Origin of the sequence: Rhizobium mesosinicum, from assembly GCF_019511345.1 — a bacterium.
Classification (GTDB): domain Bacteria; phylum Pseudomonadota; class Alphaproteobacteria; order Rhizobiales; family Rhizobiaceae; genus Rhizobium; species Rhizobium mesosinicum.
Window position 1 is genome coordinate 179,208 of the sequence record NZ_JAEUAK010000003.1, and the last position, 25,712, is coordinate 204,919.

The window sequence follows — 25,712 nt, forward strand, 5'->3', positions numbered from 1 at the left end:
CGTCGTATGGCAGAGTCAAAACATTGCATTGGTTATTGAGCAGACGAATGAACTTGAACGAGACGAGCCTTTTTGCCGGAGTGGACGAGTTCGCAGGCGATAGTCTCTGGGTCCAGGCGGCCGCCTTGATGCAGCAGCCATCCTATCCGGGCGCGCTCGTGTCCTATTGCGAGGCAGTGACGGCGCGAGTGCCGAGACTATTGCCAGCCAACAAGCTGTTTGCTCAAAAGCAACGCTATCTCGTCTGCTTCATACTTATCTGCCTTTATGTCCAATGGCTGCACGGACGCGGCCCGGCACCAGCGCTTGCCCTTCTCCAGCGGTCAGCTCCGGGCAGCCCGCGCCAGATTTCCGACTTCATTAGCGGGTTGCGTGACCGCGGCCTTATTACTACGACGTCGCTAGAAACGGACCGTCGCACCCAGATCCTCAAGCCCAGCCTGATATTGATGCGCGAAATCGCCCACTCACCGCTTTCCATTCTGACGGCTTCCGAATTATGCGCGCCCCAGGTTCCGATCCGGCCGCAAGACCTCGGCATGGATGAAAATCTGCTTGCGTCCTGGCTAGCTCTCTCTGCCGAACGTTATGCGCGAAAGGACGATCTGTTTGGCCCTTTTCCGATCATCGTGCGACATAGCGAGAGAGATGCCGGGCATCTCGTCTTTTGTGCCGTCATGGCGGAGGCCTTGCGCGAGCCGACCGTTGCTGGGAAGGTCTCCGCAGGCCTATCCTATCGGGGGCTTGCCGCGCGCTTCGACGTATCGCGCCAGCATATCAGCAACATCCTCGACGAGGCGGCTGAGAAAGGCTGGTACTACGTTTCTGCGGGTGGCGAACTGGCGCTCATGCCCGACGATACCCTCCTTCAGTTCGCGACCTGGGTGGCCGGGCAGATGGCGCACTATCGTCGCCTCACCTTGCAAATTGCCGCCAAGAAAACCGAAGCTCTCATGTCGGCCGACGCGATCGGCTCAGAGGTCTGAGCGTCCATATCTGGTTTTCCTAAACATTATGCGCCACCACCATCTTTGACGGCATCGCTGGCGATCACGGCCGCGACCCTGACGAGTTCAATGCGCTTTGCGATCGAGTCATGCCACACGCGCGCCGGGCTGACGTTTTCGCTCGCGAAAACGAGCCGGCTGGCACTCGGCAATGGGGCGACGAAGTTCGACGACGTGGCAGCATGGTGTTTATCGATGCTCAACCTCAATCAAGGTCTCAGGATTCCAGCTTCCATGGCCGCGCGAATGAACGCCCGCTTTGCTGTCGCGCTGTCAACCTTCCCGTCGATTGCGCCGAGACAGGCTCGTCGAGCAGCGGAAAAGGACTTACCTCCTTTTGTGGGCCACGAGCTCATAAGGTAGGCTATAGCATCGCGCGAGTTGGCGACGCTTCGGAAATGATCGGAATCAATCATCAACTCGATTGGCTTGTCCCATAGATCGCTACTCATTTTGTCTCCTCCGGCGTGCTGACCGCAGAAGAAATACGCAGCAGAGCCACTCGTTCCGCAGATTTCAGCTATCGGACTAAGATCGACCTTCATATTCGAGCCGGCGGCGGAAGCCCGTTCAAACGCCCGAGTTGGCTAGGGTGGAAGCGGCCCAACATTAAGTCTGTCGAAGTGATCGCCAACGCACCTCATGCGCCAGTTCGGCGATATCGCCCGACAGGAGTGTCACGCCGTCGGCATCCCAGGAGGCGTAGTCTCGAGGTCGACTTGCAGGTGATCCTCGCTGGCCGCGCATCAACGGCACCTTCGGCGAGATACGCAACTTTCCAAATCCGTGACAGAAGCCTATGTCGCCGGTTTTCAGGTCGGTGAGCGGTATCAACAAGGAAGGCTGACCAGACGGTAGCCTTGACCGGCCTTGGAGCAACCCGTGCTGCCGAGAGTTCAGCTATCTAATTACCACTGGACGATCACCCGTGTCCCCGGCTGGACCATATCGTAAAGTTCCTCGACATCCTCGCGGTACATCCGAAAGCATCCGCTCGACGCATTGGTGCCGATGGAGGAGGGGTCGTTGGTCCCGTGGATGCGGAGCAATCCGTCGGCTAGGTAGATTGCGCGGGTTCCCAGCGGATTTGCGGGGCCAGGTTTCACGACTTCCGGAAGCCTTGGGTTCTTCTGGCGCATGCTTGCCGTCGGCCGCCATTCGGGGTGCATCCGTTTGGATACGACCCGGGTTGTTCCGTACCACTGTTTGCCTTCACGGCCGACGGCAATCGGGTAAGCGAACTGCTCTCCGCTTGCGGTCGTGTAAACAAGTGTGTGCTCGCGCGTGGCGATTACGATCGTTCCCCGTGCGCCTCGTGTTGAGGGTTGCCTGCGGTCATACAGCGGCTCCCGATATCGTGGCGCAGGCTCGTAATAAGGCGGAGGTGGATACGGGCTGTACGGGTCTTCGTAATAGTAGCCACCATATCCGTCGTATTCTTCATACGGGGCGTAAACTTGCGCTTGGGCCTCGACGGTCAGCAAAAGGGCTGTAGCAAGGAGAACCAACAATCTCATTCAATGCACCCGCTTGTTATACAAGCGGTATTGGTCCGAACTCTGTGGCGGGACTATGACAGATGATTGATCCGCGCATTGCGTCTGTCAGAATTGAATCTCCGATGATCTCGGGAGGCTCCTTGTTGTAATCGGAATATCGATCCCACCGCGGCGTTGCTTCGAACACCACAGCTCCTCTCTCGATGAACTTCCTTTCGGCCGGAACGCTGTTGAGATGGGCGCGGGACCGCTCTCAGGAACGCTGTCGCAGTAGTTGAGGCTCGCAAGAACAGGGTGTTTTGTCCCTGCCGACTGATTTGTATTGGGTCAGCAACAGCCCAGCAACCGAGACAATGATCATGGCTGCGCCGATGAGGATGGGCGCCGCTATGCGTTCCCCGAGAAATATCGAGCCTAGGGCCACTGCAATGATCGGGTTTACGAAGGTGTAGGTGGCGACCAACGAAGGGGATATTCGCTTCAGAAGCCAGGTATATGCGGCGAAGGCGATCACTGTGCCGAAGAGAATCAAGTAGGCCAAGCCACCGAGTGAAACGGCAGAGATCTTGGTCGGCTGTAGTGCGTCCAGTTCGCCCGATAGCCCGCTAATAACGACCAGCGCGACTCCGCCAGCGAGCAGTTCGATACCGGCAAGTCCGGTTGATGCAAACTTGGCGGAATGGCGCTCCGATATGACTGTTCCGATCGCCCAAGATAAGGAGGCGCCCAGCAGTGAAATCAAATCCATGAGGGGCATCGCGCCCGCGTGCGAGGATATTTCCCGCCAGGCGATCAAAGCGACACCTGCGATGCCGGGAACGAGGAGCGCCGCTCTCATTGCGGTCGGTCGCTCACCTCCGGGAATGAAAGCCTGCACGAGGACGATCCAGAACGGGGTCGTTGCCAGCAGCAAAGCGGCCACGCCGGATGGAACGCGTTGCTGCGCATATGCCAGAACGCCGTGGCACCCGACGAAGAAGAGTAGGCCACAGACTGCCGCGATTGCCCACATCGTGATGGAAGGAGCTGCGGCACCCCTTAGTCTCGCGAAGCCATAGAGAATGGTGCCTCCCACCAAACAGCGTATCCCCATCAGAAGAAACGGTGGCAGCGTTTGAAGACCCAACGCTAAGGCAAGATAGGTCGATCCCCAAATGACATAGATCGCGGCAAAGGCTGCGACAATCGTGATTTGCGTCCTTGAAAGCATCATGGCTGATCCTAACCTTTTATAGGGTTAGGAACCAAACGAAGATCAAGATCATGAGTTCCAAAGAATACCGACATTCAAGCGCCGTCGGCGACCCTAAAGAGGAATTGGCGATCCGGTTTGTGAACACTGCGGCTTGGCGGTTGCGCTCAGCCCGCGAGGAGCGGCTTCCCGATGCGCCGGCATTTTTGCACTGGCTGACGGCCAACCTGCCTGGGAGTGAACAGCAGTTGGCACCGATCAACGTGCGCTGGCGCGCGCATCAACTTGACGGGGCCAAACTCTACGAGGCGGCGATTGCGCTGCGCGAGGCGATCTATGAGCTCCTCGTCGCTCGCATCGCAGATGCCGCCCCGCCGATTGCGGCTCTCGAGCATTTCAACGCTCATTTGGTTCGGCCCCGGAGTGGAATAAGGCTTGGGGCGATGGCGAGCGAACTTGTCTGGGACCTCGGAGAAGCCAGCGATCTGGATCTGCTCAAACCCATCGTCATGTCTGCGGCAAGCCTCGTGACCGGTCCGAAAGCCCATCGTATCCGCCAGTGCCAGGATGATCGAGGCTGCGGGTGGCTGTTCGTCGACGAGAGCAGGGCGATGAACAGGCGCTGGTGTTCGATGGGAGATTGCGGGAACCGTGCAAAGGCTAAGCGGCATTACCAACGTTCGCGCGGTCAAAGCGACAGCTCCTCGGGCTAGCACCGTACTCTTCGACTTGACAGGGAGCGAAAGCGCACGCGGCTTGTCCGCTCATCGACTGCAAAATGTCTCTGCGGGTTGCCCCGGCCTGCAGAACGATTGCACGTGATTGGACGCCTCGACGAAGACACGCCGTTCGCTCGGTACAACGCCAGCACCCTGTCTGGGCTTCGGCCCGCTCGAATGGAAACATTCCGCCCCACCGGTCGTCGAGCTTCGCTATCGACTACATCCCGAGAAAAAGGCGAAGGCGTCACGAATTAAGAATAGATACGATGTGGCCTTTTCAGAAGGCGCCGGGCGGTGATCGATGGGACCTGTTGCCTTTGCATTTGGCTATCGGCTGACACAGCAACTGGAGTTTCAGACGTTCGATATCGCTTTCTGCCATTGCGGAAGGAATTTACCATCATGGGCTTGTTATCGGTGAGCACGCCGCGGGGCAAAGACAAGCGCGGAATTGGCATCGAGCACCCACCGCCGCTGAACGTCGATGGATCGTTTGCCGCATCCTCCGTAGGCAAAATCTTCACTCGACCATTCGACGTTCCATTGGCAGTCCTCAGGAGGTGCGAAGAGCGGGTCTGCCAGGCTGGAGACCGGAAGATGCTCGCCGAAATTGACGATCAGCAAACGTTCGTCTGTCGCGTTTGCTGCGAAATAGCGCAGCAGGAAGGCCGAACGGCTGAGCACGTTCCCATCTATCGATGCCCTGAGTTCGTCTCTCCCTGGCGCGAACACTTCGCTCTCGCGTCGTACGCGCAGCAGATCGCGGTGCAACGCAACAATATGGCTGTTGCCGTCGAACGCGCTCCAGTCCAGCTTTGAGCGATCGAATGTGGAACGGTCGTCTGGCTTCGGCATGACGAAGCTGAAAGCTTCATCTTCGAGGTTCGGAAATTGCCTGAGGAAGTCGAGCCGCCCGTTTCGGACGATCGCTTCGAACTCGCCAATTTGATCCGCGAAATAAAAGAAGGGACTCGAGGCACCAAATTCCTGCCCTTGGAACAGCATCGGCGTCTGCGGTCCGAGCAGGAGGAGCGCAGTCATTGCCCGCATGCGCGCAGGCGACGCGAGCTTTGCGATCCGCTCGCCTGTGCCCGAATTGGCAATCTGATCGTGGTTCTGCAGGAAATGAACGAAATTTGCCGCCTTCAAATCCAGGCCCGGTCGTCCACGGCTCGTGTTTTGCCAGTCATACCTTTGCCCCTGAAAAAGGTAGCCATACTTTGCTGCCGAGACGAACTCCTGTGCCGTTCCGCGGTGGTCGTGGTAATAGGCGTCATTCCTTCCTGTCAGGGCAACGACGGCGGAATGGTGGAAATCGTCGTTCCATACTGTATCAAGCCCAAACCCACCGCGGCTTGGCGGTCTGAGCAGGCGCGTGTCCTGAGGCTCATTCTCGCCGACGAGGTAGATGGGTTTGCCTTTGGCTGCCGCGCGCGCCTCGTGTGCTATGACCGCAAGGATGTGCTCGTCGCTGCTGTCGAAGAGCGCCTGCGTGGCATCGATCCTCAACCCATCGAAGTGAAACTCGTCGATCCAGTAGGCCGCGTTCCCGGCAATGAAGGTGCGCACACCGTGGCAGTTCTTGCCATCATAGTTGATCGACCTGCCCCACTCATTGGTGTAGCGATCGGTAAAATAGTCGGGCGTGAAGTCGGCATATCGCTCGCCTGCGCCGAAATGATTGTAGACGACGTCGAGTATCACGCCCAGTCCCACAGTGTGGGCCTCGTCTACGAAAGATCTCAGATCATCGGGCGTACCATAAAGGTGGGTCGGCGCGTAAGGCAGCACGCCGTCGTAGCCCCAGCCGAAGTTCCCGCAAAACTCGTTGACAGGCATCATCTCCAAGCAGGTGATGCCGATCTCCTTCAGCAGCGGAAGTTTCTTGGCCGCAGCGGCATATGTGCCCTCCTCCGTGAAGGTGCCGATATGCATCTCGTAGAGAACCTGCCTGTCCGCCTCGACGCCTCGCCAGTCCCGGTCGCTCCAGTCATAGCGCGAATGATCGACCACCATCGAGAAACCGGAAGGGCCCTCCGGTTGGAAACGCGATGCCGGGTCTGCATATAGCTCTCTCCCGTCGCCCAGACGAAGGCGATAGAGCAGTCCAGGCTGTCCATCTGCAAGGTCGAACCGGAAATAGCCGTCCCCCTCGGCTTGCATCGGGTACTCGGCGCTATCATCAAGCACGAGGTAAACCTGATCATGCGACGGTGCCCAGGTACGGAATGAAACTGTGCCCGAAATGATTTCGGCTCCGACCTGGTAGCGTCGTATGCCAGATTTTATTGGAGAACCGGTCGGGGCTTTGCCTGTCATCGTCACTGAACCTCGGCACACGGGACGGCAAAGCGTGCGTGGCTTCTGTCAGAACCTCAGCCTCGAATTTTGGTTCCAAATCCTAAGACAGCATCTGCTGAAATCGCGATCGTTTCATAGGGGCGTTTGGATACGGCTCCTCCTATTTCCACTCCCAGAGCCTCTTGGAATGGTGCGGTCGCACAGTGACGATGGCAGCCGGTTCTCCCGTCATTTGAACGTAGCGGCGGGCATCGTCGGGATCATTCACGCCAACGAAGATCATCTTCATCGAGCTCTTGAGCGGCGCGCCCCTGGCGCGATGTTCGAAGCTGATCACAGCATGCGGATATTCCTGATTGAGGCCGATCATTGGCTCGCCGGTTAAAGCGATATGGCCCTGCATCGTCAGGAAAGACGAGATCCGCTGTTGAGCGAGCTCGGGCGACACCTGAACGTTGCCTTTCGGCGTCCGGGCGTAGGCGATCCTGTCCGTTTGCCCTTTTTGCCTCTTTGTTTCGTGGACGAGGAGAGCCGCACCCATCGCAAGCTCAACGTGGAGGTCGAAGGTTTGATAGCGAGCAGGCCGTTCGAACAGATCGTCCAGCCTTGCCTTCAGGTCTTGAACATAATCCGCATAAAGAGAGGCAATCATAGTCGGTCCATAACAGGGGCACGAGCCCACGCGCTTTCGTCGCTGCAACGGCTGTCTCTCAGCTTGGGCATGAGAAGACTGCTTTCGAGCCATCGATGTGTGACTGGTACTGCCATAACGGGGCAGGGCAACGCAATCTGTGAGATCGCGGCAATGAAGCTCGGAGCGGCTCCGCAGTCGTATCATGGCCGATTTCTCTTAAAGCCAGCTCAGCACAAGTTCGCTCGACTAACAGAGCTACATACTGCCTCCCAAGATTTGATCACGCATGCCTCGCCCATCGGGCGAGGCTTTTTCACGGCGGCTACCTGATTGCCCTCGTCTTAACAGCCTGCGCGGCGAATGCGACGACCCCTCGACATTGGCTTGCTGATTTCATCGGACAAGGGGTTTATAGGGATGTGTTTGAAAGCGCATCCGAGAGACAGCATGGGCCAGCAGTTCGATTTTTTTCCGCCGGATGAGAACAAGCCCCACAAGGCGTCCGCGTCAATTATTCCGAAGGCGGACGGGCCAAACGTTGCAAATGAAGAAGCGATGATCCGGCATCTGCAGGCGACCGGCCGCTATCGCATCCTGACGAGGATCGAGCCCCGGCCAATTGTGCTTAATCCGCGCCCTGGGTTTCTGATGCGCGGCGTCATCGTCGACGTCGAGACCACCGGTCTTAATCATCGCACCGACGAAATCATCGAGATCGGTGCAATTGCCTTTACCTTTGATCCGTCCGGGAGGATCGGTGATGTCACCGGGATTTATGCTGGACTGCAGCAGCCGATGAAACCGATACCGGCCGACATTACCAGGCTGACCGGCATTACCGAGGAGATGGTCGCCGGTCAGCTGATCGATACAGGATCTCTTCGCGCGCTGGTCGATCCGGCCGATCTCGTCATTGCTCACAAGGCCAGCTTCGATCGGCCCTTCTGCGAAGCCTTCTCGCCGATTCTTTCCAGAAAGGCCTGGGCCTGTTCGGCCTCCGAGATCGATTGGTCGGCGCGCGGCATCGAGGGGACGAAACTTCCCTACCTCTTGGCCCAGCACGGTTTGTTCCATGAAGGTCATCGCGCGCTGGATGATTGTTTTGCGCTGCTTGAAGTTCTCGCGACGGATAACCCAGGGACGCAAGCATCGGCATTTTCCGAACTCTATGCGGCGAGCCAGCGTTCGCTCATGCGCGTCTTTGCCGAACATAGTCCGTTCGACATGAAGGATCACCTCAGGGCGCGCGGCTACCGCTGGACGGACGGAAGCGACGGAGAGCCGAAATCCTGGTGGATCGACGTTTCGGAAGAGATGCTGGAGGATGAGCTCAAATATCTTCGCGCCGAGGTCTATTGCTGGGAGGAGGCCGAGCCACTCGTGCGCAGACTGACGGCATTCGAGCGGTTCCGATCCTGACGGCCGCCTCGGGCGAGTTTCCGATAGGGAGGAGTGGACAAAGCTCCACCGAGAGGCCGGTGCTCGCAGCAGCGATCCTGTGTGCCCCTGTTCCTTCGAGAGCCGCTGAGATCGCCGATCGAAGAAATCGAAACCGGCAACGCTCGTTAATGAGATGTAATGTCCGAGGAGGTAATCCACACCCGCCCGTCAAAGGCCAGTTCGCCGTCTGAGAATTTGCGATCGGCGATACCCTCATAAACCGGAAGACACTGAAGAAGACCTTGCATAACATCACCTTCACCGGCAGGCATCGCATCATCGGTGATGCAGACCGCCTGATGAAGGTTTCCCTCCGTCATGATCAGGATGGCATGGCCGCCATAGAGGCGAATTTTACCGGGCACGGTTACGAGCGACATGGCGTCCTCCTCGAAATTGCCGGAGCGTTGCTTCTCTTTTCGCAAGCTAAGAGCCGATGGTTAATTAAAGGTTAATACTTAACCATCCCGCAATCAGGGGAGGCTGCCACGGTAAAAGGTCGTATCTCAAATTCGCCCACTCGCTTTTTAGCTCAGGGTTGACGGACGCTTGAATGCGGCGGCCGTGGCCAGCTGCTTAGCCTTTGGGCGAGGAGTCGCGACTTCCACGCATCCTCCAGGGACCAGCTCGCGAGCTTCTTCTTTGGATTCATTTCGGGCTGGCAAGGTCGCCGATCTGCATTCTCAGGCAACGCTGTCCCCCGCCATCAAGACACGTAGCCTTCATCTCTGGCGAGACAATAGAAGTCCGCAAAAGCGAGATCGATGTCACCCCTGAAGGCGAACTTCGTCGGTGTAGTCAGTCCGAGTTCCCCGTCACAATAGCAGACACCGCAAGCGCGGTTGTTCTCGTTGTCAATTGCGATAGTGAAGCCTCCGACGGGGATGCAAGACGCCATGTCGACGGTTCCCGCGGCATAAAATTCGATTTTATCATATCCTTCTTTTGTCACCAGCAATGCGGAACCGCGTCGTCCCAAAGCCTCCATCAGCACCGCGCGAATGTCGGGATGGATCCGGTCGATGTGCAAAGCTTCCGGTGGTGTCCAATACGTACCAGTCAGATCATCATATGGCTCGTCTTCGCACGATTTGTCGTTCGGCAAGTTGCTCATCGCCGTTATCCTCAGTTTTGGTTGATGATGCTCTCAGGAGAGGAGTCGAGGGCCGCGCGGCATTCTTTGGCGTAAAGGAAGGAGGTTTCCACGCGGCCCGTTCATCCCGGGGAATGTTCTCATTATGTTCTCATTCTTAATCGAGTCAAGGATGAAGATTCGGAACTGCTACAGTAGGCGGGCGCATCGAGCACTGCGATGGCTGGTCTAGCCGTCGGATTGGGAAGTCGCTGGCGCGGCCGACAGTGCAGATATCATTGATGGTCATTGCCTTTCATCGGTTGCACGCCAGCATCTGCCAATCGATTTGTAGGCTTGCGGACTCTACCCAATCGTCGGGAACCATATTCGGCACTGCTGGTTCAGTGGTCGCAGAGAGGAAAGCGACGATGGATGCAGTGAATTGGCGGACGGTCCTTTCCGCCGTCGCATTGGCAAGTTGGATGGTTGCCGGGACGATTGCGATCTTCGACATCCATCAACAGTTGAGACACCCGACCGCTTCGCATGTTGCGGAATGGCTGACGGGGGGCTTCATCCTTGTCGGCACCTCAATCACCTTTATCATCCTTGCATCGGCATTGACGTGACAGTCGTGGGCCCGTCCATAAGTCGGCATTTTCCCTTTTCCGCCGGCTTCTGCCTTGGCGTCGGCCTCGGTGGATACTTGGACGGTGTGGTTTTCCATCAGCTCTTGCAGTGGCACCACCTCTTCAGTTCGTGGTATCCGATCATCTCCGTCGAGAACCTGCAGTTCAACACGTTCTGGGACGGCGTCTTTCATTCTGCCGCCTACCTGTTCATAATCGCCGGCATTTTCATCCTTTGGCGCGCAGCACGTCTCATTCACTTCAAATGGTCCACGCGGTGTCTTGCCGCGTCCATGTTGACTGGCTTCGGAGTCTTCAACCTGATCGAAGGACTGGTCGACCATCAGTTGCTCGGCATCCATCATGTCAACGAGACCGTCAATCGATCGCAGTGGCTCTATTGGGATTTGGCATTCCTTGCCTCGGGGCTCGCCATGTTGGTGATCGGTTTATTGTTGTGGAGACGCGCGCATGCGTGAGACGAAAGCGGCTTTCACGAGGGAGTTGCTGACGGCGTCGATCTGGGCGGCGTTTGGTCTTGGCATTTTTGTCGCGACGCAGCCGGTCTGGTCACATCTTCTTCCCAACACTTTGTTGTCGATCGACGATCAGCTTTCCATCCGTTGTTTAGGATCGTCCCGACGCGGTCCCGTCTGAGAGTCGCTGAGTATCCTGGATGAGGCACTACACCCGGCACCCAGGGATGACAAAGCAGGCATACGCCGCACCACGACAGCCGATTCTCGACTATTTTCGTGATGCCCTCGGTCCGGATCGCGTGTCAGAGGCGTGGCGGCCCGACTGGAACTATCTGCGGATCGCCTTCCCTCGTTCCTAGGGTTGGCGGCGATTGTCTACTTAAGGCATCACCATCTTCAAATCCGCCGCGACCGTTGAGCCTCGAGATGAAAAATGAGCTGGCCGTAATGAGAGCGCCAAATCGAAATCGTTCCGCCGGTATATGATGCCGGTTTCGCGGACGGCAGCGTGTGCCTCGATTGCGCGAAGCCGCGCCATTATGGGGTGTGAACGGCTGCGGCACATACAAGGAATGCCTAGGTCCGTTGTTTCCTGGAACTTGTGGAATCGACGTACGTTTCCCCTTGATTGAAATCATCAGGAGGAACGCAAGTGGCAAGCGGGTCGCGAGGTAGAGCACAGGATCGAGCCAAGGTCGCCGCCGGACAGGATCACGAAGTCCGTTACGAGGCGAAGAAGGAAGGCGTGCCGAAGGACAAGGTCAGGAAAGCGGTGAAGACTGCCGGGAATTCCCGCAAGAAGGTCGAGGCGGAAATCGGCCGACACTAGGTCGTGAAGCTCGACTACAACGTCAACGCGTCGACGGTCGGCTCGAAGTCTTGAGGAGGTCCAGCCATGGAACATGGCCGCGATACTCGGGGAAGGGGTCGGTTGATCTGCCAAAAAAGGCTTCCAGTCGAACCGGATGGGAGCGTACCGCTCCATTGAGGCCATCGTTGATAGGATCCTCAGCGGAGGCCTCTACCTCTCGAGCGGCAACCATCGTCGACTGAAATCTGGCTACAAGCTCCGTTGTCAGTACCCGACAAAAGTTTCGAACAAAAGATTGCGAGGCGCCGACCGTTGTGTCACGCCCTCAATATTATCTTTCGATCGTGCCGTTGCGCCGGATTTTTCTCTGCAGGAGGAGAATACCGTAAAGCAACGCCTCGGCGGTCGGTGGACAGCCGGGGACATAGATGTCGACGGGGACCACCCGGTCGCAGCCCCGCACCACCGAATAGGAATAGTGGTAGTAGCCGCCGCCATTGGCGCATGAGCCCATGGAAATGACATAGCGCGGCTCCGGCATCTGGTCGTAGACTTTGCGCAGCGCCGGCGCCATCTTGTTGCAAAGCGTGCCGGCGACGATCATTAGGTCGGATTGCCTGGGGCTGCCACGCGGTGCCACGCCGAACCGCTCGACGTCGTAGCGTGGCATGGACATCTGCATCATCTCGATGGCGCAGCAGGCGAGCCCGAAGGTCATCCACATCAAAGAGCCGGTGCGCGCCCAGGTGATGAGTTCGTCTGTGCTTGAGACGAGAAAACCTTTGTCGGCGAGTTCGGCATTGATCATCCCCATCGTCGGATCATCCCGGCGGCTCTCGCCAGGGAATTGGTATTGCGCAGGCGCTGCTCGGGATTGCTTTCCTTCATCTGGCATGGCGGCCTCCTTGATCAACGGACCAGACAAGCCTGGCGGGCAACGGTTCCCAAGTTAGGCAGAAATCAGCATGCCTCCGGGGAACACCGGGGACCATCTCCGGTTGGATCGGACCAACCTCAGAGGTTCCGATGCGTTTTGTTCCCTCGTTCGTTCATGGTCTTGCCGATTATGTTTGTGGCGCATTTTTATTGGCAGGGCCTATTCTGCTCCAGGAGCCGGAGCCAGCGCGGCACCTGATGATGATCATAGGTTCCCTTGTCCTTCTCAACTCTGTCCTGACAGATCACGAGGCCGGTATTCATCGGTTGCTGCCGCTTCGCATCCATCTTTGCTTCGACGCCATGCTAGGCGCAGCCGTCCTCGCTTTGCCCCTTATCCTCACGCTGTCTCCCGTGATGGCTGCCATCGCCTGGCTCTTTGGTCTCCTTACCGTGGCGCTGGCGACCACCACGATATTCCCACACCGACGCTTCGACTAGGCTGGACGTGCTGCCCCTCGGCGCTGTGCGACTGTGACGCACCGGTGATTTCGAATGCAAGAGTGGCAATTGCCTGCTGTCCTGGATTCTAACTTGGAAGAGGCGCGGCGGAGGCCGCGCCTGGGAGAGGCGATTACCTGATGATTTGAACGATCTTCCGGGACGACGGATCGATGGCAGTGCCAACGATTGCCGCCACAACCCGCCACGGCAGACGTCGTTCTCCGTCCTCTCCTGTTCGAGTCGGCCTAGTTGGGACCGATCGTTCTATTTGCCGGCGATGGCTTGGACGCGTGTCAGATGCATGTGCAGATCAGGCAGGATCTTAGCCGCAGTCTTCTTGAGCTGGCCGTCCGGACCTTCTTTCACGAATTGATCAAAAAGCGCAACCGCCTCTTGATGGGCCGTCACCTGCGTCGAAAGGTAGGCCTGGTCCAGATTTTCAGGATCGGCGGTCTGCAAGGCTTCGACCTTCCGACGGCGTTGGGAATCAAGTTCGGCGGGCGTCGGAATTCCGTCCTGTTTTGCGGCCTCAGCAAGCAGCGGACCGGCTCTCTCATGATCTCTCAGCATGTCGCGTGCGAACTCTTTGGCATCCACCGCTTTGCCTTTGGAAAGCTCGATCTTGGCCACCTCGATCTCAAACATGTTCGAGAGAGCCGCCTTCGTGGCGAAATCGGTGGCATGCTGCGTCGCCGCGTCATCGGCAGCAATGGCAGGCATGCAGGTCATCAGGAACAGGGCGGAAGCGAGGAAGATCTTCATGGAACTCTCAGTCGTTGCAAACTCGCGCCTAACCTTCTTTCGGGCCAGAAGTTCCCTGTCTTGTTGGGTTGCGGCGAATGTGCCGCGCTGTCCCGATGCGCGCTGGCCGAGAGCTTCGGGTCATGGATCGGGGAGACGCTAGTCGTTCGTTAAAGGAGGCAAGGCGTCCGCTCTCTTGCTCTCTGATTGTGCCGCTGTCAGGGAGGAAACGCGACATCGCGGGAACTATTGCGCCGAACCGAGATTAAGAGCGCGCATCACTACAAGGCGTACGACAAGGCGAGCCGCTCATGACTGAATACGATTTCGGCCCCCGTATTTCCGCAAGTGCCACGCAATTCCGCTTGTGGGCGCCCCTTCAAGACGAGATCGCCTTGGCATTCGAGGAAGGCGAAACACTCAAGATGGAGCGATCTGATGATGGCTGGCACCGATGCGAAGTCGGTAGTGCGCGAGCAGGGACCACCTATTCCTTCATCCTCGCGGATGGCCTTCCAGTTCCCGATCCGGCCTCCCGATACCAGCCGCGCGATGTTCATGGACCAAGTGAAGTCGTCGACCCGCATGCCTACCGCTGGAGAACAAATGACTGGGGCGGCCACAGCTTCGATGATCTTGTTCTTTACGAACTGCATGTCGGAGCATTTACGCAGGAGGGGACATTTGCGGCGGCCATCGACCGTCTCGACCACTTGAAGTCGCTTGGAGTGACGGGAATCCAGATCATGCCCGTGGCCGATTTTCCTGGCCGTCGCGGCTGGGGCTACGACGGCGTGCTTCCCTATGCGCCCGACAGCAGCTACGGCCGCCCTGAAGAGTTGAAGCGGCTTGTCGACGAAGCGCATGCGCGTGGTATCTGTGCGTTCCTGGATGTGGTCTATAACCATTTCGGTCCCGATGGGAATTATCTCCCACTCTACGCGCCGCTCTTCACCGATCGTCATAAAACGCCATGGGGAAACGCGATCAACTATGATGGGAACGGATCTCGACCGATCCGGGAATTCGTTATTCAAAACGCCATCTACTGGATCACCGACTTCAGGTTTGACGGTCTGCGCCTGGATGCGGTGCATGCTATCAAAGACCGCTCACAGGAGCACCTCCTGCACGAGCTCGCGCGGCGCGTAAGGGAGGCAGCCGGCGAGCGACATATCCATCTCATCATCGAGAATGAAGACAATGATGGCAGCCTTCTCGAGCGTGATGAGGGCGGGCGGCCTCAGTTCTTCTCTGCACAGTGGAACGACGATATTCACCATGTCCTGCATGTTGCGGCGACCGGCGAAACCTTCGGCTACTACGCCGACTACGGTGACGAGATCGCAAAGCTCGGGCGGGCGCTGGCGGAAGGTTTCGTGTTCCAGGGTGAGCATATGCCCTACCGTGGTCAAAAGCGGGGTACGAGAAGCGGTCATCTGCCCCCGTCGGCATTCGTTTCCTTCATCCAGAACCATGACCAGATCGGCAATCGAGCTCTCGGCGACCGCATGACCGCCAGCCGGCCGGGTGCGGTGCTTCGAGCCCTTGCCGGCGTCTACCTGCTGAGCCCGCAGGTGCCGATGATCTTCATGGGAGAAGAATGGGGCGCTGAGGAGCCTTTTCCCTATTTCTGTGATTTCGATGAAGAGCTGAACGAGAAAGTCAAGTTGGGTCGGCGCAACGAACTGTCCCGACTTCCCGGATTTGATGCCGACGATCTACCGGATCCGACGGCGGAGGCAACCTTCCTCTCCGCAAAGCTCGATTGGACGAAGCTTGAATCGGATAATTGCGGGCAATGGCTGGATTTCTATCGGGAGCTTCTTGCCCTAAGGCGTCAGCGGATCACCCCTTTGGTGACCGGCATCATCCGCGAGGGTGGGCGCTATCATGTATCGGCCGGCGGCGGCCTGAGCGTTGAATGGACCCTTTCGGGCGGCGGCAGGCTGCGGCTTATGGCAAACCTCAGCGATCGGACTGTCGAGTTTGATGAAGAGGTCGTCGACGAAAACCCGATTCTCCTGGTCGGCGCCTTTGCGGCGGGGCGGATGGCGCCTTGGTCGGTGCTGTGGTCGATCGTAGCTTTTAGGCCAAGCTCGCGCTAACGGCGCCACAAGCTTGGATTTCATGCCATCGTTCCGTGTCAGGGAACGATATTATCGAGAGACTGGCGGCACCATTCGGCCTGCATAGAGGTTTGCGATGCGTCGTTCTTTAGACGTTCACGCTGCCAGAAGCGGCGAGCGACGCGCGACATGTTTCGCCGCGATGGCCCAGTCGGCGGGCTTCGTAAAGACTTGGTCGTTGCGGTAGAATGGCGGCAGCAGCCTATCATCGTATCCGGTGACGAAGGCGAAAGGGATCTGGCGCATCTTTAAGACCGCTGCGACTGGATAGACCATTTCACCTGACAGATTGACATCGAGCAGTGCGCCATCGAGCCCATGTTCGTGTTCGGCGATGTCGAGTGCTGCAGGAACGGAGGATACTGACAGAACTTCCGCTCCGAGCGAATTGAGTCGCTGTCTGGCATCCGCCGCAATGTAATAATCATCTTCCACGAGCAGCAGCCGATAGCCTTCAAGACCCGAGCGGAGCGAGAACTTCTCGCGTGCAGCGGCGCGACAAAGCGCTTCCAGACGCTCCGGGCATACCAGCCCTCGCCGATACATCCGAATGACATAGCGGGCAAGTCCGGCCTTATTCGCCGAACCGGGCGAGAACCAAGGTTCCGAGCTGACCCTGGTGAAGACAAGCCGCATAACATGCAAGTCATGGGGAGAATAAATGCCATGTGTCAGATTATGCGTCATGGCGACCCTCGTCTCGTTTCGGAACGCGACCGGATGTTTTCATCTTGAAAGCCGCGAATCAAGCTCGATTCCGCAAGAGCGTACGTTTGGACTCTTACCGTACCAAACTATCCCCGAGAGAGATCGAGGGGGCGGGTTATGATCCCGCCGCGCAAACTACCCGACCTGCTCCACCGACAGCGTCCCTGCTTGAAGCGGCTTGATCAACGATTTCGCTGACACAGTCGGATCGAGCCAGTCTGCCCAGAGATTTCGCTCGAGGATGACGATCTGGCGATCGTGGTAGGGCAAGATGTCCGGTCCGGGCTCCATCGTCAGCATTGTGAAGGCCTGACCCACATCCGGCGTGTCGCGCCAGATGCCGGCGATGCAGAAGATCGGCTCGTCCTTCTTCGTGAACAGCCATTTGTCCTTGCGTTTCTTTTTCGGATCGTTCGGGCCCGTGAATTCGTAGAAGCCGTCAGCGACGATCAGGCAGCGATTGGACGTGAACTCGCGCCCCTCGGAGCGGAAATTATAGACAGGCCGCTTGTTGGGCCCCGGCCAACTCCATCGTCGCTGCACGAGCTCTGCCTCATCGCCTTCGTTGATCGTGCGGACGATTGGGCCGACGTCCGTGATCTTGATATCCTCGCGGGCCTGCAGGTTCGGTATGCCTTCATCGAACCGGATCTTGATCTTGAGATCGGCGAAGTCTTTTGCGATCGATGCAGCATCCACCATCAATCGGTAATCATTGCACATTGCTCGTCCTTCAAGTTTCTCGATCGCTCACGGCTGTCGCTAGAGGTTCAATATAGATCACGCGCGCTCCAGCAGAACGAGGGGATCTTGGTCATCGGTGGTCGGTGGCTGGAGAGCATACGTGAGCGTTCGATCTTGTCCAATGCGTTCGTTCCTGATATGTTCTCAGTCATGAAAGCGACGATCTTTCGATCCGAGGCCCCCGTCGATGAGCGCCGGATCATCGTCAGGCGCCATGACGGCGAGGTGGAGATGGTGGAACTGCCTTGGGGGCTGCTTGCCCGAGATGGCAGTGCGCGCGCCGTCAATGTCGTCCGATCGGAAGGCCGAAGATTTCCAACCCACCGCTGTCTGGTGCCGGCTTCTGAGTTTCGCCACAAGAACTTCAGCTTTTGGCTCGCCGATAGGGACTGGTTCTATTTCGCGGGGATCTGGCGGCCGGCGACCGATAATTGGCCGGAGGCCTTTGCAATCCTAACCATCGAGGCGAATGCGGATATTGCGTCCCACCACGATCGGCAGATGGCGGTACTCACACGCGATCAACGCATGGCCTGGCTCGATGGCCTTGTCCCGGAAGATGAAATCCTGCGGCCGCTGCCGGCCGGGACCTTTCGGGTCAAGCGCCCCGCAGGCTCTTCCGCCCAGCCGATGCTGGCAGTCTAAAGCGCCAACCGCAACTGCGGCTCCGTCCCGCAAGATTGTCGTTCCAGAGAGGACAAGGTGACGCCAACCAGGCGGATGCCCTTGCGCGGCGGAAAGATCGGCGCGAGCAGCAGGCCGACGATTTCTTCAAGATCGGCGATCGTCGGTAGGGGTGCACAAACCGTCTTGCTACGGGTGATCTGGTTGAAGTCCGCATATTTGACCTTCAGCGTCACCGTCTTGGCGCCGATCCCGTTTGCTTCGCAGTAACCCCACACTTTTTCGATCAGCGGCCGGAGCCCTTCGCGGGCCGCTTCATAGGCATGGAGGTCTTTTGAAAACGTATCCTCTGCGCCGATGGATTTGCGCACCCGGTTCGGCTTGACCTGGCGCTCGTCGATGCCGCGGGCAATGCCGTAGAAATATGGTCCCGATTTGCCGAAATGCTCTATCAGGAATTCGAGCGTCTGTTGCTTGAGGTCAGCGCCGGTCTCAATGCCGAGCCGATGCATCTTCTCGGCCGTCGCCGGGCCGACACCATGGAATTTCTTGATGGAGAGGGCTTCGACGAAAACCGGCCCGTTTTTCGGCGTGATCACCGCCTGGCCGTTTGGTTTGTTGAGGTCGCTTGCCATTTTGGCGAGGAACTTGTTGTAGGATATTCCGGCTGAGGCATTGAGGCCGGTCACCTGCTTGATCCTGGCGCGGATTTCCGACGCGATCTCGGTGGCGACCTCCATGCCTTTGAGATTTTCGGTGACGTCAAGATAGGCCTCATCGAGCGACAGCGGCTCGATAAGAGGGGTGTATTCGGCAAAGATCTCACGGATCTGCTGGGACACGGCCTTGTAGACGTCGAAGCGCGGCGGCACGAAAATCAGCTCCGGACATCTCCGCTTCGCGGTAACCGATGGCATCGCCGAGTGGACACCGAACTTGCGCGCCTCATAACTCGCTGCCGCCACCACGCCGCGGGCTGCCGATCCGCCGACGGCGATCGGCTTGGCGCGCAGTTCCGGATGATCGCGCTGCTCGACCGATGCATAAAATGCATCCATGTCGACATGGACGATTTTTCGGATGGGGAAGGAGCCTAAGTCTTTCATTCCAGCTTTAAGGAGCCCAGTGGTTCGGCTGCAAAAATCGCGTCGAAACAAAGAGAGAACATAACAGCGTTCGGGCCGATATCAACCTTTCAATGAGTGCGTCGTCTGAGGGAGCGAACCTCAAGCATCCGAGGTGCGATCGCGCCCTAGAGCACATGATCAAGGAGCCGTTGGTGACGAGGAAAATCCACGTTAGCGGCCGAGCGTCCGCTAACGTACTGCATCTATTCGACGGCAAGGTCGTTATCCTCTCTTGAGGAGATGACACCATGACATACGATATCGAGCGGAAAAGAGTGAGCGCCACAGCCAAAGAAAAGATCGAACGCTTGGAGAAAACGAACGAAGCGGCGCGCGAGGCCGTCGAACTGGAGCGGCGGTTGCGCGAGGCTAAAACCACAAGGCTGCGCCTTGCTCGCTTGCAAGCTGAAGAACAAGGCCGGTAGCGCGAGGTGCAATCTGACACGGCAGCCCCGCCGCGAGCCGAGGATAAGATGAACACATAATATAGTTCGTGCTGTTCGGCAGGCGCGCTGGCGCCAGTGCGAGGTATGGTAGTCTTCCGACGCTGCTCACGGCCGGGAGCATCAAGATGGCGGGTGCCTGGCGGCCTAGCAGGAGCTCAGTCCCACAAAAAATCTGGCCCCGTTGCCTGATAGGTCAGCCGCAACGTTCCGTCCGGCTGAACGACGTACCGCTCGAAGACACGGTACCCGAACTGACCAAGAAAGGTGTTTTTGACGATCGTCCCAGGCCTGTAGCGCGAGTGAACGACTTTGCCGCCGTAAGTCAGGCTACCTGGCAAGGGAGTAGGACCCACTCGCGTTGTAGCCTCCTGCGTGCTGCAGCCTATGACGAATGTCGCGACAATGAGGATCATCGGACTTATTGTTGAATGCTTCACCGTCGAGGTCCTTAAGGTATCAGAGATGGGGCTGGTGATCAGGAAACATCAGACCATTCCTGCTCCTCGCATGGTCACACGCGTGTCCCTCAAGAAACTGCGGGTATGGTCGCTGCGGGGTACCATCGCCAAACGCCCTTCCGTCCGAGGATCGGCTCTTCAATCGATCGTTCCACCAACTTCGCCAGATGATGAAAGTTCCCGAGCGGACATAAGGGAGGGGGATCTCCGCTCGCTGGGAACGATCGGCTTCCTTTGGAGTTCGGCCTGCACGGAAAAACCCACCAAAGAGGCTGACGTGACACCTTCACCACCTTCGGCTCGGGCTCTCGAAGGGTCTGGCATCAAATCAGAAGCGCCCGCTCCGACTGGAGGTCAAGAATGAAGGAAGCGTTCCGGTCGCTCCGGCGCCTGGCAAGGCAGAAGGGGATTGAATTGGTTCGTCCATCCCCCGAGGGTCGCCTGGTTCGTGTCTCCGACCGTAATCTCGCCAGGATGCTCACTGCGCTGGGTGAAGATGTTGCCGGCATATCATCAGATGGTGAGCCTCGCTGTCATGTACCAGCCGACCTCATAGGTCGGCCGGCCTGGGGCTTAAGTCTGCAACTCTATGAATTGCGGTCCGACCGCAATTGGGGAATCGGTGACTTCAAAGACCTTTGGGGGATCTGCTCTCTGGCCGGCGCTCTCGGAGCCGATTTCATCGGCCTCAATCCGCTCCACGCCGGTTTCCTCTACGAGCCGAACCGGTGCAGCCCGTATGAACCTTCCAACCGCAAATTTTTAAACCCTCTCTACATCGCTGTCGACGAGGTGGAGGGTTTTGTCACCTCGCCTGACATCGAGGCGGAGCTTTCGAGGTTGCGAGAGCTTTCCCTGGTCGACTACGAGGCTGTTGCAGCAATCAAGCTCCGCGTTCTACGCACAATATGGAAGTCGGTTGAACAGGTACAAAATCCAGCATTGGAGGAGTTCATCCGCACTGGCGGGCCGGATCTGCGTCTTCATGCTCTGTTCGAGACGCTATCCTGTGCGCAGTCGACCGGGGGTACAGGTGCCGGTTGGCTGAGCTGGCCGCGAGAATTTCAGTCGCCGCAGAACACGGTTGTACATGAGTTCGCGCGAGCACATGACGATGAGATCGAATTCCATCAATGGCTGCAATGGATTGCGCATATTCAGCTTTCAAAGGCAAAGTCGTGCTGCCGCAGGGCCAAGATGCGTGTCGGGCTTTATCTCGATCTTGCCGTCGGTGAAGCGCTCGACGGATCCGCCACCTGGAGCGACAGAACTTCGTACGTTCGCGCTGCTGCCATCGGCAATCCGCCCGAACCCTTCGCGGCCGAGGGCCAGGACTGGAGGCTGGCGGCGCTGCGGCCTGAGAGGATCACCCACGGTGATCCGTCGCCGTTTGCCCGTTTGATGACCGCCTCCATGCAATATGCCGGCGCAGTCAGGATCGATCATGCCGCCGCTTTCGCCAGATTATTTCTTGTACCGACGGATGCCACCCCGGCCGACGGGGCCTATGTCCGTTATCCGATCGACGACATGCTGGAGGAGCTGGCCAACATGTCCGTCAGACACCAATCTATCGTCATTGGCGAAGACCTTGGCGACGTCGCGGCGGGGCTGCGCGAAGATCTGGCCACTGTCGGTGCGCTGTCTTATCGCATCCTGTCCTATGAACAGTCAGAAGAAGGTTTCGTGCGACCCCAGGACTATCCGAAGCTCGCGCTTGCCTGTGTCTCAACGCACGACCATCAGACCTTTTCCGGATGGTGGAAAGGCTCTGATATCGATCTTCGTCTGAAACATGGGCTCGTTTCGAGGGCAATGACGTTGCAGCATCGGAAGACACGCAAGAGCGAACGCAAAAACCTTCTTGCAGCTTTTGCCGCCGCCGGAGTGATTGGGTCAGACGAGCAGTCAGGTGCGGAAAACCTGGAACAGCTTGTCGCAGCGGCGCACGAATACATTGCTTCAACCCCGTGCATGCTCGTCAGCGTTCGCCTTGCAGACCTGACGGACGAAGAGGCGCCGACCAACATCCCCGGCACCGACAAAACCTATTCAAACTGGAGGCCCAAGCTGTCAGTCGATTTGGCCGCGCTCGAACATCTTCCGATGGTGCGGCGCATTGCAAATGTCATGAACCGTTATCGCGGCAATCCGGCCGCTCACGGCAAAGTCGACAGCATCTTATCCGCCAGAGGCCTCTGATGTAGGAGCTCCAGCAATCAATTTGGGAACACAGGGCGCTTTTGCACTCAGAGCCTTAAGCACTCGCTGGTGTATCGACTAGCGCGAGCTCTTTTTACCGCTCCCATTGCCACCCTCTTCCTGCCTTGCGGGCCGTTGAAATCGCGCCGGATCCTTTGGAGTGGGAGCGGTACGTACCGTCCAAAAAAGTTGGCCCCGGAAGCTTGTGCCGATGAGGACGCTGCTTATTGGCCCTGACCACCCTTTAGAGGGCCGGAAAAATGATCAAACAGAGGGGAAAGTTACGGGCTTTTAGCCGCATCAGCGATTTCCAGGGAATTGGGGCTAAAAAGCGAAACCACCAGGCGCCCGGAGGCGTTGTCGTAATTTAGAGAGCTTTATCAGGAGAGAGCTATGGGCGACGACAGCACCACCACGATCCGGGCCACATTCGAGACACGGGAAGCAGCCGATATCGCGGTCGAGCATCTGGTTCAGCAGCATGGCGTCTCGCGGCCAGACATCTTCATCCAGTCGGCGGGTGATCGCAACACCGCCGGCGCAGTTGCGTCCGGCGGGGATGCCTCGCACGAGGAGGGTGCTCGCCGCGATGCGCCGCTCGGCGGCGAGATTGAGGTCTCGGCCGACGTCACACTCAGCCAGGTCGGCGCCGTCCGGCGCTGTCTCGGCGAGGCTGGTGCGTTGCGAGTATCGAGCCGCTGAGCATGGCCGACACTCTCTCGAAATACCGCGCAAAGCGCGATTTTAAAAAGACCAGCGAACCGAGCGGCGAGACGCAGGTCAAGCCTTCGAACCGTTTGCGGTTCGTGATCCAGAAGCATGATGCCACCCGCCTGCACTATGACCTGAGGCTCGAGCTCGACGGGGCATTCAAATCCTGGGCGGTGACCAAAGGACCTTCGCTCGATCCGCATGACAAGCGGCTCGCCGTCGAGGTCGAGGATCACCCCCTCGACTATGGTGACTTCGAAGGCACGATCCCCAAGGGCCAGTATGGCGGTGGCACGGTCATGCTCTGGGATCGCGGCTATTGGGAGCCAGAAGGCCGAAAGTCCCCGGAAGAGGCGTTGAGAAAGGGCGACTTCAAGTTCACGCTGGAAGGGAAGCGGCTGCATGGAAGCTTCGTCCTCGTCCGCATGCGCAACGACCGCGATGGCGGCAAGCGGACCAACTGGCTGCTGATCAAACACCACGACGAACATTCAGTGGAGGAAAACGGCGAGGCGATCTTAAAGGAGAATTTGACCTCGGTCGCCTCCGGCCGCAGCATGGAGCAAATCGCCGCGGGCAAAGGCCGCAAACCGCGGCCCTTCATGACGGCGAATGGGGAGATCGAGGCCGACGCGGTCTGGGACAGCAAGCATGGGTTGGCGGCTGACGAGCGTAAGAAGAAGTCTCGCAAGGAGATCGCGACCTCTACCGCTGCAGATCTGCCGGATTTCATAGAGCCACAGCTTTGCGAAAGGCTTGATCGCCCGCCGGCCGGCGACGATTGGCTGCACGAGATCAAGTTCGACGGTTACCGCATCCAGATGCGGGTCGCCGATGGAGCTGCGACGCTCAAGACGCGCAAGGGGCTCGACTGGACCGGAAAATATCCTGAAATTGCCGATGCGGCTGCCGATCTTCCCGACTGCATCATCGATGGCGAGATCTGCGCGCTCGACGAAAACGGCGCACCGGATTTCGCAGCACTCCAGGCGGCTCTGTCTGAAGGCAAAACCGCCGATCTTGTCTATTTCGCCTTCGACCTGCTGTTCGACGGCGGCGAGGACTTGCGGTTTATGCGGCTGATCGAAAGGAAGGAGCGGCTGCAAAACCTTCTCGCCAGTGCGGACGGCGATCCGCGCATCCGATATGTCGAACATTTCGAATCCGGCGGCGATGCCGTCCTCCGCTCGGCCTGCAAGCTGCATCTTGAGGGTGTCATCTCCAAGCAGATGGATGCGCCCTATCAATCCGGCCGCGCCGACACTTGGGCAAAATCCAAATGCCGGGCCGGCCATGAGGTGGTGATCGGCGGTTACGCCAAGACCAATGGAAAGTTTCGGTCTCTGCTTGTCGGCGTTCATCGCGGCGATCACTTCGTCTATGTCGGCCGCGTTGGGACTGGCTATGGCGCCAAAAAGGTCGAGACGCTGCTTCCGAAGCTGAAGGCGCGGGAGACGGCGAGATCGCCGTTCACCGGGATCGGAGCGCCAAAGAAGCAGGCCGAAGTCGTCTGGTTGAAACCAGAGCTGGTCGCCGAGATCGAATTTGAAGGCTGGACCGCAGACGGGCTCGTGCGTCAGGCTGCCTTCAAGGGCCTGCGCGAGGATAAGCCGGCGAAAGAGGTCGAGGCCGAAAAGCCTGCATCGCCTGCCGAGACCGATACGGCTGAACCTGCGGCAACGTCCAAGATCAAGTCTGCCCGCCGTAAAGGCGCAAAAGCTGAAGTCATGGGCGTTCTCATCTCCAATCCCGACAAGCCGCTCTGGCCGGACGCCGGCGATGGTGAGCCGGTCACCAAGGAGGACCTTGCCCGCTATCATGAGGCCGTCGGCGCTTGGCTGATCGAGCACATCAAGGGCCGGCCGTGTTCGATCATTCGGGCGCCCGATGGCATCGGTGGAGAGCAGTTCTTTCAACGCCATGCGATGCTTGGCACCTCCAACCTTCTGGAATTGGTGAAGGTCTTCGGCGACAAGAAGCCTTACCTGCAGATCGATCGGATCGAAGGACTTGCAGCCATCGCCCAGATAGGCGGGATCGAACTGCATCCTTGGAATTGCGAGCCGGGCAAGCCGGAAGTGCCCGGCAGGCTGGTATTCGACCTCGATCCTGGACCTGATGTTGCGTTTTCGACCGTGGTAGCGGCCGCTCGCGAAATGCGCGATCGGCTCGACGAGTTGGGCCTCGTCAGCTTCTGCAAGACGACGGGCGGCAAGGGACTGCATGTTGTAACTCCGCTCGCAGTCAACAAGCGCAAACCCTTGTCATGGGCGGAAGCCAAGGGCTTTGCACATGACGTCTGCCAGGAGATGGCGCGTGATAATCCCGAGCTCTATTTGATCAAGATGACCAAGAGCCTTCGAGGCGGCAGGATCTTCCTCGATTATCTCCGCAACGATCGTATGGCGACCGCCGTCGCGCCGCTTTCGCCGCGCGCTCGTCCAGGGGCCACCGTTTCGATGCCGCTCACCTGGACGCAGGTGAAGGCCGATCTCGACCCGAAGCGATTTACCCTGCGTACAGTGCCGGCGCTGCTTGCGAAAACGTCGGCCTGGCAGGACTATCGTGACGGCGAGCGGCCGCTGGAGCAGGCGATCAAGCGGCTTGGAAAATCAGGACGGGCAGCATGATCTTTCGAGGGCAGCTGCAGGCG

Annotated in this window: 28 protein-coding genes; 14 read left to right on the forward strand and 14 right to left on the reverse strand. The window is 58.3% G+C overall.

The annotated features are described in order from the left end of the window. Nucleotides 1-47 precede the first annotated feature (47 nt). Nucleotides 48-986: a MarR family transcriptional regulator gene (locus tag JNB85_RS08490; protein WP_220333892.1), complete on the forward strand. Its 939-nt coding sequence runs from the start codon at nt 48-50 to the stop codon at nt 984-986. Nucleotides 987-1,012: 26 nt separating this feature from the next. On the opposite strand, the gene JNB85_RS08495 is transcribed toward JNB85_RS08490, so the two are convergent. The 4 genes from JNB85_RS08495 to JNB85_RS08510 form a co-directional block, all read right to left on the reverse strand. Then, nucleotides 1,013-1,210 (reverse strand): hypothetical protein, encoded by a 198-nt coding sequence (locus JNB85_RS08495; RefSeq protein WP_220333893.1) that lies wholly within the window; start codon nt 1,208-1,210, stop codon nt 1,013-1,015. Nucleotides 1,211-1,216: 6 nt separating this feature from the next. Then, nucleotides 1,217-1,552, reverse strand: coding sequence for a DUF982 domain-containing protein (locus JNB85_RS08500; protein WP_338050314.1), 336 nt, complete (start codon nt 1,550-1,552; stop codon nt 1,217-1,219). 363 nt (nt 1,553-1,915) lie between these two features. Continuing rightward, nucleotides 1,916-2,524, reverse strand: coding sequence for a L,D-transpeptidase (locus JNB85_RS08505; RefSeq protein ID WP_220333895.1), 609 nt, complete (start codon nt 2,522-2,524; stop codon nt 1,916-1,918). Between the two features lie 235 nt (nt 2,525-2,759). Then, nucleotides 2,760-3,719, reverse strand: coding sequence for an EamA family transporter (locus JNB85_RS08510; RefSeq protein ID WP_220333896.1), 960 nt, complete (start codon nt 3,717-3,719; stop codon nt 2,760-2,762). Between JNB85_RS08510 and JNB85_RS08515 the strand changes: the two genes are divergently transcribed. Then, nucleotides 3,707-4,411 carry a CGNR zinc finger domain-containing protein gene (locus JNB85_RS08515; protein ID WP_223216462.1) on the forward strand — a complete coding sequence of 235 codons (705 nt, stop codon included), beginning with the start codon at nt 3,707-3,709 and terminating at the stop codon, nt 4,409-4,411. The two genes, JNB85_RS08510 and JNB85_RS08515, sit on opposite strands and share 13 nt — an antisense overlap. A 420-nt stretch (nt 4,412-4,831) precedes the next feature. Here JNB85_RS08515 and treZ (JNB85_RS08520) read toward each other — a convergent pair whose 3' ends face one another. Then, nucleotides 4,832-6,739 carry a malto-oligosyltrehalose trehalohydrolase gene (treZ, locus tag JNB85_RS08520; protein WP_220333897.1) on the reverse strand — a complete coding sequence of 636 codons (1,908 nt, stop codon included), beginning with the start codon at nt 6,737-6,739 and terminating at the stop codon, nt 4,832-4,834. A 142-nt stretch (nt 6,740-6,881) separates the two neighbouring features. Beyond that, complete coding sequence (locus JNB85_RS08525) at nt 6,882-7,373, reverse strand: hypothetical protein (protein WP_220333898.1); 492 nt, start codon at nt 7,371-7,373, stop codon at nt 6,882-6,884. Nucleotides 7,374-7,802: 429 nt separating this feature from the next. On the opposite strand from JNB85_RS08525, the gene JNB85_RS08530 reads away from it, so the two are divergent. Beyond that, nucleotides 7,803-8,774, forward strand: a complete 972-nt coding sequence (locus tag JNB85_RS08530) for a 3'-5' exonuclease (RefSeq protein ID WP_220333899.1) — start codon at nt 7,803-7,805, stop codon at nt 8,772-8,774. A 146-nt stretch (nt 8,775-8,920) separates the two neighbouring features. On the opposite strand, the gene JNB85_RS08535 is transcribed toward JNB85_RS08530, so the two are convergent. Next, a complete protein-coding gene (locus JNB85_RS08535; protein ID WP_220333900.1) occupies nt 8,921-9,175 on the reverse strand; it encodes a hypothetical protein in 255 nt (84 codons plus the stop codon). A 326-nt stretch (nt 9,176-9,501) separates the two neighbouring features. After that, nucleotides 9,502-9,909 carry a hypothetical protein gene (locus JNB85_RS08540; RefSeq protein WP_220333901.1) on the reverse strand — a complete coding sequence of 136 codons (408 nt, stop codon included), beginning with the start codon at nt 9,907-9,909 and terminating at the stop codon, nt 9,502-9,504. Between the two features lie 389 nt (nt 9,910-10,298). Between JNB85_RS08540 and JNB85_RS08545 the strand changes: the two genes are divergently transcribed. The 4 genes from JNB85_RS08545 (at nt 10,299) to JNB85_RS08560 (ending at nt 11,807) form a co-directional block, all read left to right on the forward strand. Next, the gene (locus JNB85_RS08545; protein ID WP_220334377.1) at nt 10,299-10,499 is read left to right on the forward strand and encodes a hypothetical protein; all 201 of its coding nucleotides are present in this window, start codon (nt 10,299-10,301) and stop codon (nt 10,497-10,499) included. Beyond that, nucleotides 10,496-10,978, forward strand: coding sequence for a DUF2243 domain-containing protein (locus tag JNB85_RS08550; RefSeq protein ID WP_338050315.1), 483 nt, complete (start codon nt 10,496-10,498; stop codon nt 10,976-10,978). Before JNB85_RS08545 ends, JNB85_RS08550 begins: the two co-directional genes overlap by 4 nt. Further along, entirely contained in the window at nt 10,971-11,156 is a 186-nt protein-coding gene (locus JNB85_RS08555; protein WP_220333902.1) for a hypothetical protein, read from the forward strand. The genes JNB85_RS08550 and JNB85_RS08555 overlap by 8 nt, the downstream gene beginning before the upstream one ends. A 474-nt stretch (nt 11,157-11,630) precedes the next feature. After that, nucleotides 11,631-11,807, forward strand: a complete 177-nt coding sequence (locus JNB85_RS08560; protein ID WP_220333903.1) for a DUF3606 domain-containing protein — start codon at nt 11,631-11,633, stop codon at nt 11,805-11,807. Nucleotides 11,808-12,120: 313 nt separating this feature from the next. Here JNB85_RS08560 and JNB85_RS08565 read toward each other — a convergent pair whose 3' ends face one another. Then, nucleotides 12,121-12,684: a NuoB/complex I 20 kDa subunit family protein gene (locus JNB85_RS08565; protein WP_275957761.1), complete on the reverse strand. Its 564-nt coding sequence runs from the start codon at nt 12,682-12,684 to the stop codon at nt 12,121-12,123. 131 nt (nt 12,685-12,815) lie between these two features. On the opposite strand from JNB85_RS08565, the gene JNB85_RS08570 reads away from it, so the two are divergent. Further along, the gene (locus tag JNB85_RS08570; protein WP_220333904.1) at nt 12,816-13,166 is read left to right on the forward strand and encodes an SPW repeat domain-containing protein; all 351 of its coding nucleotides are present in this window, start codon (nt 12,816-12,818) and stop codon (nt 13,164-13,166) included. A gap of 267 nt (nt 13,167-13,433) precedes the next feature. Here JNB85_RS08570 and JNB85_RS08575 read toward each other — a convergent pair whose 3' ends face one another. After that, a complete protein-coding gene (locus tag JNB85_RS08575; RefSeq protein ID WP_220333905.1) occupies nt 13,434-13,931 on the reverse strand; it encodes a DUF4142 domain-containing protein in 498 nt (165 codons plus the stop codon). A gap of 290 nt (nt 13,932-14,221) precedes the next feature. Between JNB85_RS08575 and treZ (JNB85_RS08580) the strand changes: the two genes are divergently transcribed. Beyond that, on the forward strand, nt 14,222-16,018 hold the full coding sequence (gene treZ / locus JNB85_RS08580) for a malto-oligosyltrehalose trehalohydrolase (RefSeq protein ID WP_220333906.1): 1,797 nt from the start codon (nt 14,222-14,224) through the stop codon (nt 16,016-16,018). Between the two features lie 117 nt (nt 16,019-16,135). On the opposite strand, the gene JNB85_RS08585 is transcribed toward treZ (JNB85_RS08580), so the two are convergent. Then, entirely contained in the window at nt 16,136-16,726 is a 591-nt protein-coding gene (locus tag JNB85_RS08585; RefSeq protein ID WP_220333907.1) for a response regulator, read from the reverse strand. 156 nt (nt 16,727-16,882) lie between these two features. Next, nucleotides 16,883-17,470 carry an SOS response-associated peptidase gene (locus JNB85_RS08590; protein WP_220333908.1) on the reverse strand — a complete coding sequence of 196 codons (588 nt, stop codon included), beginning with the start codon at nt 17,468-17,470 and terminating at the stop codon, nt 16,883-16,885. Between the two features lie 171 nt (nt 17,471-17,641). Between JNB85_RS08590 and JNB85_RS08595 the strand changes: the two genes are divergently transcribed. Continuing rightward, nucleotides 17,642-18,136 (forward strand): SOS response-associated peptidase family protein, encoded by a 495-nt coding sequence (locus JNB85_RS08595; protein WP_220334353.1) that lies wholly within the window; start codon nt 17,642-17,644, stop codon nt 18,134-18,136. On the opposite strand, the gene dinB is transcribed toward JNB85_RS08595, so the two are convergent. Further along, nucleotides 18,133-19,221 (reverse strand): DNA polymerase IV, encoded by a 1,089-nt coding sequence (gene dinB / locus JNB85_RS08600; protein ID WP_220333909.1) that lies wholly within the window; start codon nt 19,219-19,221, stop codon nt 18,133-18,135. The genes JNB85_RS08595 and dinB overlap by 4 nt on opposite strands. A gap of 269 nt (nt 19,222-19,490) precedes the next feature. On the opposite strand from dinB, the gene JNB85_RS08605 reads away from it, so the two are divergent. Continuing rightward, nucleotides 19,491-19,667 (forward strand): hypothetical protein, encoded by a 177-nt coding sequence (locus JNB85_RS08605; RefSeq protein ID WP_220333910.1) that lies wholly within the window; start codon nt 19,491-19,493, stop codon nt 19,665-19,667. A 176-nt stretch (nt 19,668-19,843) separates the two neighbouring features. Here JNB85_RS08605 and JNB85_RS08610 read toward each other — a convergent pair whose 3' ends face one another. After that, entirely contained in the window at nt 19,844-20,101 is a 258-nt protein-coding gene (locus JNB85_RS08610; RefSeq protein WP_223216464.1) for a hypothetical protein, read from the reverse strand. A gap of 405 nt (nt 20,102-20,506) precedes the next feature. Between JNB85_RS08610 and malQ the strand changes: the two genes are divergently transcribed. From malQ to ligD, 3 genes are all read left to right on the forward strand, one after another. Beyond that, nucleotides 20,507-22,348: a 4-alpha-glucanotransferase gene (malQ, locus tag JNB85_RS08615; protein ID WP_220333911.1), complete on the forward strand. Its 1,842-nt coding sequence runs from the start codon at nt 20,507-20,509 to the stop codon at nt 22,346-22,348. 393 nt (nt 22,349-22,741) lie between these two features. Then, the gene (locus tag JNB85_RS08620) at nt 22,742-23,050 is read left to right on the forward strand and encodes a hypothetical protein (RefSeq protein WP_220333912.1); all 309 of its coding nucleotides are present in this window, start codon (nt 22,742-22,744) and stop codon (nt 23,048-23,050) included. Between the two features lie 2 nt (nt 23,051-23,052). Beyond that, nucleotides 23,053-25,689, forward strand: coding sequence for a DNA ligase D (ligD, locus tag JNB85_RS08625; RefSeq protein WP_220333913.1), 2,637 nt, complete (start codon nt 23,053-23,055; stop codon nt 25,687-25,689). Nucleotides 25,690-25,712 lie beyond the last annotated feature (23 nt).